Genomic DNA, 8,661 nt, shown 5'->3' with positions numbered 1-8,661 from the left:
AACCTTCATATCTTCACTCATTCCATTCATAATAATCAACTTTTTTCCTTTTAAGCCCTTTAATTTGTAATTTTTTAATAAAAACCTTCCTTCTTGATAAAAATGCAGGACATGTTTCTCTTAAAACATGTCCATTTCAATCAAAAACCTCCCAAAATCATCACCAAATCTAAGCTACCAACCAATTTATTATCGAAAATTAACTTTTTATTATCGAAAACAAAGAATGTAATATCGAAAATCCGACTTCTATTATCGAAACAGAAAATTCTTTTTTCAAAGACGACAGGATATTATCAGAATCATTTCCTTATTCTCGCAAACCAGCAATTATTATCAAAACTCAACCATATAGCCAGTAACTCCACCACATACCAGTAACTCAATACCAACTGAAGGCTTAATAATTCCCACTCATCTTATCTATCCTCCAAACTCGAAGCACCTCAAAATTGCTAACCCTCATCCCCTTGAAGTATCATTTACATAAGAACGAAAACAAAGGGGGAATAAATGTGACGTCCATCTATGAATTTACGGTTGCTAAATCGAACGGCGAAGAGTCCTCATTAGAGGAGTATAGAGGGAAGGTATTGCTGATTGTAAACACAGCGAGCAAGTGCGGCTTTACTCCTCAATTTGAAGAACTGCAGGGTATGTATGAGGAGTATCAGGAGGATGGGCTGGTGGTACTCGGGTTTCCAAGCGATCAGTTCATGAACCAGGAATTTGGGGAGCAGGAGAAGATCATAGAGTTCTGTCAAACGAATTATGGAGTATCGTTTCCGATGTTTAAGAAAACGGATGTGAAAGGGAAAGATGCTCATCCGTTATTTAAGTTTTTAACGAAAGAAAAGAAGGGGCTATTGCTTTCGGATATCAAATGGAACTTTACTAAGTTCCTCGTCGATAAAAACGGTGAGGTGTATGAGCGATATTCGCCACAGACCAGTCCCAGGAAAATTGAAGGTGACATCAAGTTGTTATTGGAACGTTGATGGATGGAAAGAGGAAGATGGTGAAGATTCCTTCCTCCTTCCTCTACATTTTTTGTTTAAGTAAATCCAGCAATAAATAAGGTCCTTTCTGGGTCGTAACGGTTAGGAAGGAACGTATAATCGGATAATCTTCGTTTGTGCGGTTCTTCAACAGTTCGATCCACCATTCTGTTTCGTATCGGGCAATCATGCTTAGGTTGTATAGGACGGCGTAATGGATCAGGATTTCTGGAATTAAGTTTGACTCATTCCGGCTGATTGGCAGGGCAAGCCGGTTTTTGCTTAAATGCCACCTTAGTGGCAGCTGCTCACTTAATTCAGGCACATGAAGGGTATGTTCCTTTGTCCACTTATATGTCCCTGTGAGCTTTTCATTCAGATAATGCTTAAATAAATCCTTTGACATATTAAATTTGTTAAGTACTTCTTCATCGATAATGAGTTCACTTTCGTAATTAAACCAGATCATTGTCTGCCTTTTCAGCAGGACTTGAAAAACTTCTTCCAATTCTGGTAATTGAACGAGTAAATCCTCCATCTTCAGTTTTTCACCAACGATATGTTTCACGTGGAACGCCAAAGTAGAGAAATGTGAAAACAATCCATTCTTTTGCACCTTCACTTCGTCCTGAAGAAAATGATAATGCTGCTTCTTTCTTTTTCGGGACGTGACCCCATGAGCGAGTACCTGGGTTGTTTCAGGATACAGTGGGTCCTCAGTCAACACGACCGCTTTAATAAAATGGATGTATCCGTAAAATAATAAAATTGGCTGCAGTGATATAGGAGATTGCAGGGCTTGTTTATAATAAAGTTCTCCTTGTTCCAAGTAGTACATGAAGGAATAGCAGTTGTCATAGCTCTTCGTTTCTGCCTGCGTGAAACCGATTTGTTCATAGCATTTTTTTAGAAACTTCTGGGAGTATTCAGCAGACTGGAAGTAGTGAATGAAGTCCCAATGTCGATGTATGCTTTCCAATTTGTCACCCTCTAACTATTCTGAAAAATTAAACTAATCCATATGTTCTTGACAGTATTTTAACCAATTGATAACCTACTAATAATATTTTGGGACTAGGGAGGCCGAAAAATATGTGGGAATCTAAATTTGCTAAAGAAGGTTTAACGTTTGATGATGTTTTACTAGTACCTGCAAAGTCTGAGGTATTACCAAAAGATGTAAATATTTCAGTTGAGTTAACGGACTCGATCAAGCTTAATGTACCAGTAATCAGTGCCGGGATGGATACGGTAACAGAGGCTGAAATGGCCATTGCAATGGCAAGGCAGGGTGGACTTGGTATCATCCACAAGAACATGAGCATCGAACAGCAGGCAGAGCAGGTTGATAAAGTAAAGCGTTCCGAAAGCGGAGTTATATCTGATCCATTCTTCTTAACTCCTGAGCATCAAGTATTTGCTGCTGAACACTTGATGGGCAAATATAGAATCTCTGGTGTTCCGATTGTGAACAATGAAGAGGAGCAAAAGCTGGTCGGGATCTTAACGAACCGTGACCTTCGTTTCATCCAGGATTTCTCGATCCTGATTTCAGATGTCATGACGAAAGAAAACCTGGTGACTGCTCCGGTTGGCACTACCCTAGATGAAGCGGAAAAAATCCTTCAGCAGCATAAGATTGAAAAGCTGCCGCTTATCGATCAAGAAGGCGTTCTAAAAGGATTAATCACCATTAAAGATATTGAAAAAGTAATCGAGTTCCCTAACTCTGCCAAAGACAGTCAAGGACGCTTATTGGCAGGTGCAGCAGTCGGGATTTCAAAAGATACTCTTACACGCGTGGAACAGCTGGTAAAAGCACATGTTGATGCGATCGTCATCGATACAGCCCATGGGCATTCAGCCGGTGTATTATCTATTGTGAGTGAAATTCGTGCAGCATATCCAGATTTGAATATTGTTGCAGGTAACGTTGCGACAGCTGAAGCGACAAGAGAGCTGATTGAAGCAGGAGCCGATGTGGTAAAAGTCGGGATTGGTCCTGGATCCATCTGTACAACGCGTGTCGTTGCAGGTGTGGGTGTACCGCAGATCACAGCGGTATATGATTGTGCAACTGAAGCAAGGAAACACGGCAAAGCCATCATTGCCGATGGGGGCATCAAGTTCTCGGGTGACATCGTGAAGGCACTCGCTTCAGGCGGACATGCAGTCATGCTAGGAAGCCTGCTTGCAGGTACATCTGAAAGCCCTGGCGAAACAGAAATCTTCCAAGGGCGACGCTTCAAAGTGTACCGTGGAATGGGCTCATTGAGCTCTATGGAAAAAGGATCAAAGGACCGCTACTTCCAGGAAGAAGCGAAGAAATTTGTTCCTGAAGGCATCGAAGGCCGTATCCCTTATAAAGGGCCGCTGGCGGATACATTGTATCAGCTGATCGGCGGACTGCGTTCCGGAATGGGCTACTGCGGCACGAAGAATCTATACGAGCTGCGTGAACACGCTCAGTTCATCCGTATGACGGGTGCAGGTCTGCGTGAGAGCCATCCGCATGATGTCCAAATCACGAAGGAAGCACCAAACTATTCATTATCTTAAGCTTACATTGCAAGCCGTCCTGTTTAATGGGCGGCTTTTTTGTATGGGAAAAACAGCTAAATGAAGAGGTCGCAAGTCCCTTGTCCTATGTTAAAACTAGGAATATTCTCTGTCTATTCTTACCTTTCGAACTATGATAAAATAACGAAGGTGTACATAAAAACTTGGAGGGCTAAAAGTGAAAAGAAGTTGGGTTCAAAAATCTTTTGTTTGTTTCTTGGTATTTTTGATGGCAATGAGCATGGTGCAAAAACCGGCAAGTGCTCAAGGGGATTTAGATGTTAACGCAAATGCTGCGATTTTAGTAGAAGCAAGTACTGGTAAAGTCTTATATGAAAAGAATTCAGAGACGGCTCTTGGAATTGCAAGTATGACGAAAATGATGACGGAATATCTTCTGCTTGAAGCGATTGAAGAAGGTAAAGTGAAATGGGATCAGAAGTATAAGGTTCCTACGAATGTATCGAAAATGTCTCATAACACTTCGTTAAGCAACGTTTCTTTACGTGAAGAAGGAACGTACACGATTAAAGACTTGTATGAATCCATGGCTATTTATTCAGCAAATGCTTCATCCATGGCAATAGCAGAAACGATTGCCGGGTCCGAAGCTAATTTTGCGAAATTGATGAATAAAAAAGCTGAAGAACTCGGCTTGGAAAATTATAAATTTGTAAACTCATCAGGATTGAATAATAAAGACTTGGCTCCTTATGTCGATCAAGTTGTCGGCGGAGCTGAGGAAGAGAATGTGATGTCAGCTAAGGATACTGCTACGCTGGCATACCGACTTATTAATGATTTTCCTGAAGTATTGGAGACATCTTCTATAGCGAAGAAGATGTTTGCTGAAGGGACCGAAGATCAGTTCAACATGCCTAACTGGAACTGGATGCTTCCGGGATTGATTCGTGAGTACGAAGGCATGGACGGACTTAAAACAGGTACTACCGACTTCGCGGGCGCTTGTTTCACAGGGACCGCAGAGCGTGACGGAATGAGATTCATTACTGTTGTGATGGATGTGCAGGTTGAACCTGGTGAAAATTCATACGATGCCCGTTTTGCGGAAACTAGAAAAATGCTTGATTATGCTTTCAACAACTACACGATACAAGAACTTCTTCCTGCAGATTACAAGATCAAAGACCAAAAGACCCTTCCGGTAGTTAAAGGGAAAGAAAAAGAAGTTGGAATCAAATCTGAATCTGCTCTGAACATGGTCGTGAGAAACGGTGAAGAAGATCAGTACAAGCCTAAGTTTGTAGTCGACAAGAAGAAGCTTAATGAAGATGGTAAGCTGACGGCGCCTATCAAAGAGGGCGAAAAAGTCGGTTACGTTACATTAGAGTCTAAGGACAAAAATGATTTAGGTTACCTGACAGATAAAGGTGCAAATGCTGCAAAATCACCTGTTGTTACAGTTGAAGGAATCGAAAAAGCAAACTGGTTTGTCCTTTCGATAAGAGCTGTAGGCGGATTCTTCGGGGATATTTGGGGATCTGTGACATCCACTGTAAAAGGCTGGTTCTAATCTAATTTAATGACTCCAGGTTATCATAAAGCCTGGGGTTATTTTTATAACTAAATGGTCAAGATAAGCAGGGCTGGCTTCCATTAAATACATATAGCTCATAAGTTAACCGACTCCTTATTTCGTCTTGACATAACCGTATTTTTGTTGTTTATTTAGCAGTAGGGCAATATCATCATTCCGATTGTTTTAGTCACTTTTTCCTGTTGTTTCTATCTGAAATAAAAAGAAAAAATGGACGGGCATAGGATAAATATAAGGGGGATACATAAATGAATACTGGTACAGATCGTGTTAAAAGAGGTATGGCTGAAATGCAAAAAGGCGGCGTCATCATGGACGTTATCAATGCAGAGCAGGCTAAAATTGCTGAAGCTGCAGGTGCAGTGGCGGTAATGGCTTTAGAACGAGTTCCAGCTGACATCCGAGCTGCTGGCGGTGTAGCAAGAATGGCAGACCCTCGTATTGTAGAAGAAGTAATGGGAGCTGTGACGATTCCGGTAATGGCGAAAGCGCGTATCGGTCATATCGTTGAAGCGAGAGTACTTGAATCAATGGGTGTTGACTATCTTGATGAAAGTGAAGTATTAACTCCTGCTGATGAAGAGTACCACTTAAATAAAAGAGATTTCACCGTTCCATTCGTATGCGGATGCCGTGACTTAGGCGAAGCAGCACGCCGTATCGGTGAAGGTGCATCGATGCTTCGTACAAAAGGTGAACCGGGAACTGGAAACATCGTTGAAGCGGTTCGTCACATGCGAAAAGTGAATGCACAGGTGCGTAAGCTTGTACACATGAATACAGATGAAATCATGACGGAAGCGAAGCTGTTGGGAGCTCCGTATGAGTTATTATTAGAAATTAAAGAAAATGGCCGTTTACCGGTTGTTAACTTCGCTGCAGGCGGTATTGCGACTCCTGCTGATGCGGCTCTTATGATGGAACTTGGTGCAGACGGTGTATTCGTAGGTTCCGGTATTTTCAAATCTGAAAATCCTGAGAAGTTTGCAAGAGCGATCGTTGAAGCAACTACTCACTATCAGGACTACAAGTTGATCGCTGAACTCTCCAAAGAACTTGGAGTTGCGATGAAGGGTGTAGAAATTTCTTCTATCCTTCCTGAACAGCGCATGCAAGATCGAGGCTGGTAAGTCTATGATGAAAATAGGTGTATTAGGACTTCAAGGGGCTGTCAGAGAGCATGTACGATCCATCGAGGCATGTGATGCCGAAGCAGTGGTCGTAAAGCGTACAGAGCAGCTGGATGAACTTGACGGCTTGATCATGCCCGGTGGTGAAAGTACGACGATGAGACGTCTTATTGACCGCTATGGATTTTTAGAGCCATTGAAAGTGTTTGCTGACAGCGGAAAACCGATCTTCGGTACGTGTGCCGGCCTCATTCTATTGGCAAATAAGATCGTGGGTTATGATGAACCGCATCTTGGTGTGATGGATGTAATGGTTGAGCGTAATTCCTTTGGCCGACAAAAGGAGAGCTTCGAAGCCGACTTGAACATTGCACATGTGGGAAATCATTTTAATGCCGTATTCATCCGTGCGCCTCATATCGTAGAAGCGGGGGAAGATGTCGAAATCCTTGCCAAGCACAATGACCGCATCGTACTTGCACGCCACGGCCAGTTCCTGGGATGTTCATTTCACCCGGAACTGACAGATGACCATCGATTGACGGCATACTTCGTCGAAATGGTGAAAGAGTCAAAAGAAAAAACATTGGCATAAACCTATTGCAAAATGGAAAAGATTGTAGTAGATTATGAAATAACCAATATGAGTTTAAAACGTTGACAGGAACCAGTAGTGAAGAATTCTTGCCCAAAGAGAGCCGGTGGTTGGTGCAAACCGGTGCAGAATCTTTATGAATCCATCCTTGAGTGAAATACTGAACCATTCAGTAGGTATTTTCGGTGATTCCGTTACCATCTCTAAGAGGAGGGCGATTTATGCCTTCAATTAGGGTGGCAACGCGGAAACCTCCGTCCCTTTTACCAGGGACGGGGGTTTTTTATATTCCCCGAATCCTTCCATCGTCATGACTGCAAACACATATCTATTTAAAGGAGGAATAAGCATGTTAGATATTAAGTACTTACGTGCCAATTTTGAAGATGTAAAAAACCGCCTTCAGCATCGCGGTGAAGACCTTGAAGACTTTGATAAGTTCGAGGAACTAGATAAGAGAAGAAGAGAGCTTTTGGTGGAAAGTGAAAACTTGAAGAGCAAGCGGAATGAAGTATCACAAAAAATCGCTCAGATGAAAAAGGACAAACAGGATGCCCAGGACATGATCGTAGAAATGCGTGAAGTCGGCGGCATGGTCAAGAAGCTTGATGATGAGCTTAGAGGTATCGAGGAAGAGCTGGAACGGATCCTTCTATCTATCCCGAATATCCCTCATGAATCTGTTCCTGTCGGCGAAACAGAGGACGACAACGTGGAAGCCCGCAAATGGGGGGAAATCCGCGAGTTCGATTTCGAAGCAAAGCCGCACTGGGATATTGCGACTGGTCTTGATATCCTCGATTTTGAACGTGCAGGAAAAGTAACGGGAAGCCGTTTCGTGTTCTACAAAGGGCTGGGTGCAAGACTGGAGCGTGCGTTATTGAACTTCATGATGGACCTGCACATGGATGAGCACGGATATACAGAAATGATCCCTCCATTCCTTGTGAACCGCGCAAGCATGACTGGAACGGGTCAGCTGCCGAAATTTGAAGAAGATGCTTTCCGGATTGAAAGTGAAGATTACTTCTTGGTTCCGACAGCAGAAGTGCCTGTAACGAATTATCACCGCGATGAAATCATCAAAGGGGAAGAACTGCCGATCGGCTATGTAGCTTACAGTGCCAACTTCCGTTCAGAAGCGGGATCTGCCGGACGGGACACAAGAGGGTTGATCCGTCAGCATCAATTCAACAAAGTAGAGCTTGTCCGCTTTGTGAAGCCAGAAGATTCTTATGATGAACTTGAAAAATTGACTGGCCATGCGGAAAAAGTACTTCAGCTTCTAGGCCTGCCATACCGTGTTTTATCAATGTGTACCGCAGATCTTGGCTTCACGGCCGCGAAGAAATATGATATCGAGGTTTGGATCCCGAGCTACGGTACTTACCGTGAGATTTCTTCTTGCAGTAACTTCGAAGGCTTCCAGGCGAGACGCGCGAATATCCGTTTCAGAAGGGAAGCAAACGCGAAGCCTGAACATGTACACACATTGAATGGTTCTGGATTGGCGATCGGCCGTACAGTTGCGGCTCTACTCGAAAACTATCAGCAGGAAGATGGATCTGTCATCGTACCTGACGTTCTTCGTCCATACATGGGTGGGGCAGAAGTGATCAAGTAACAGCGTATTTTAAGGGTATCCGGCATATTGCCAGGTACCCTTGAAATTTTTTAGAAAAATGCTTGACTCTATTTTATCACCATGGTATTATAATTCTTGTCGATACGGAGGAATACCCAAGTCCGGCTGAAGGGATCGGTCTTGAAAACCGACAGGGGTGTTAAAGCCCGCGGGGGTTCGAATCCCTCTTCCTCCGC

General features: G+C 43.1%; 7 protein-coding genes, 1 tRNA gene and 1 other annotated feature. Of the genes, 7 read left to right on the top strand and 1 reads right to left on the bottom strand.

Annotated features, from left to right (window positions below):
• Positions 1-515: 515 nt before the first annotated feature.
• Positions 516-998 carry a glutathione peroxidase gene (locus AAEO50_RS20570; RefSeq protein ID WP_341986240.1) on the top strand — a complete coding sequence of 161 codons (483 nt, stop codon included), beginning with the start codon at positions 516-518 and terminating at the stop codon, positions 996-998.
• 43 nt (positions 999-1,041) lie between these two features.
• Here the strand turns inward: AAEO50_RS20570 and AAEO50_RS20565 are convergent, their stop codons facing one another.
• Positions 1,042-1,977, bottom strand: coding sequence for a YaaC family protein (locus tag AAEO50_RS20565; RefSeq protein ID WP_341986238.1), 936 nt, complete (start codon positions 1,975-1,977; stop codon positions 1,042-1,044).
• A 113-nt stretch (positions 1,978-2,090) separates the two neighbouring features.
• On the opposite strand from AAEO50_RS20565, the gene guaB reads away from it, so the two are divergent.
• From guaB to AAEO50_RS20535, 6 genes are all read left to right on the top strand, one after another.
• On the top strand, positions 2,091-3,557 hold the full coding sequence (guaB, locus tag AAEO50_RS20560) for an IMP dehydrogenase (RefSeq protein ID WP_341986237.1): 1,467 nt from the start codon (positions 2,091-2,093) through the stop codon (positions 3,555-3,557).
• A gap of 229 nt (positions 3,558-3,786) precedes the next feature.
• Positions 3,787-5,091, top strand: a complete 1,305-nt coding sequence (locus AAEO50_RS20555) for a D-alanyl-D-alanine carboxypeptidase family protein (RefSeq protein WP_425383237.1) — start codon at positions 3,787-3,789, stop codon at positions 5,089-5,091.
• 272 nt (positions 5,092-5,363) lie between these two features.
• Positions 5,364-6,245 carry a pyridoxal 5'-phosphate synthase lyase subunit PdxS gene (pdxS, locus tag AAEO50_RS20550; protein WP_341986235.1) on the top strand — a complete coding sequence of 294 codons (882 nt, stop codon included), beginning with the start codon at positions 5,364-5,366 and terminating at the stop codon, positions 6,243-6,245.
• A gap of 7 nt (positions 6,246-6,252) precedes the next feature.
• Positions 6,253-6,840 carry a pyridoxal 5'-phosphate synthase glutaminase subunit PdxT gene (pdxT, locus tag AAEO50_RS20545; protein WP_341986241.1) on the top strand — a complete coding sequence of 196 codons (588 nt, stop codon included), beginning with the start codon at positions 6,253-6,255 and terminating at the stop codon, positions 6,838-6,840.
• Positions 6,841-6,893: 53 nt separating this feature from the next.
• Positions 6,894-7,105, top strand: a binding site (T-box leader).
• Between the two features lie 84 nt (positions 7,106-7,189).
• On the top strand, positions 7,190-8,464 hold the full coding sequence (serS, locus tag AAEO50_RS20540) for a serine--tRNA ligase (RefSeq protein WP_341986234.1): 1,275 nt from the start codon (positions 7,190-7,192) through the stop codon (positions 8,462-8,464).
• Between the two features lie 106 nt (positions 8,465-8,570).
• Positions 8,571-8,660, top strand: a tRNA-Ser gene (locus AAEO50_RS20535).
• Position 8,661: the final 1 nt, after the last annotated feature.

The sequence above is a fragment of the Rossellomorea oryzaecorticis genome (genome assembly GCF_038405515.1).
Classification (GTDB): Bacteria; Bacillota; Bacilli; order Bacillales; family Bacillaceae_B; genus Rossellomorea; species Rossellomorea oryzaecorticis_A.
Note: the sequence above shows the minus strand (reverse complement) of the source record. Positions and strands in the feature narration are given on the sequence as shown.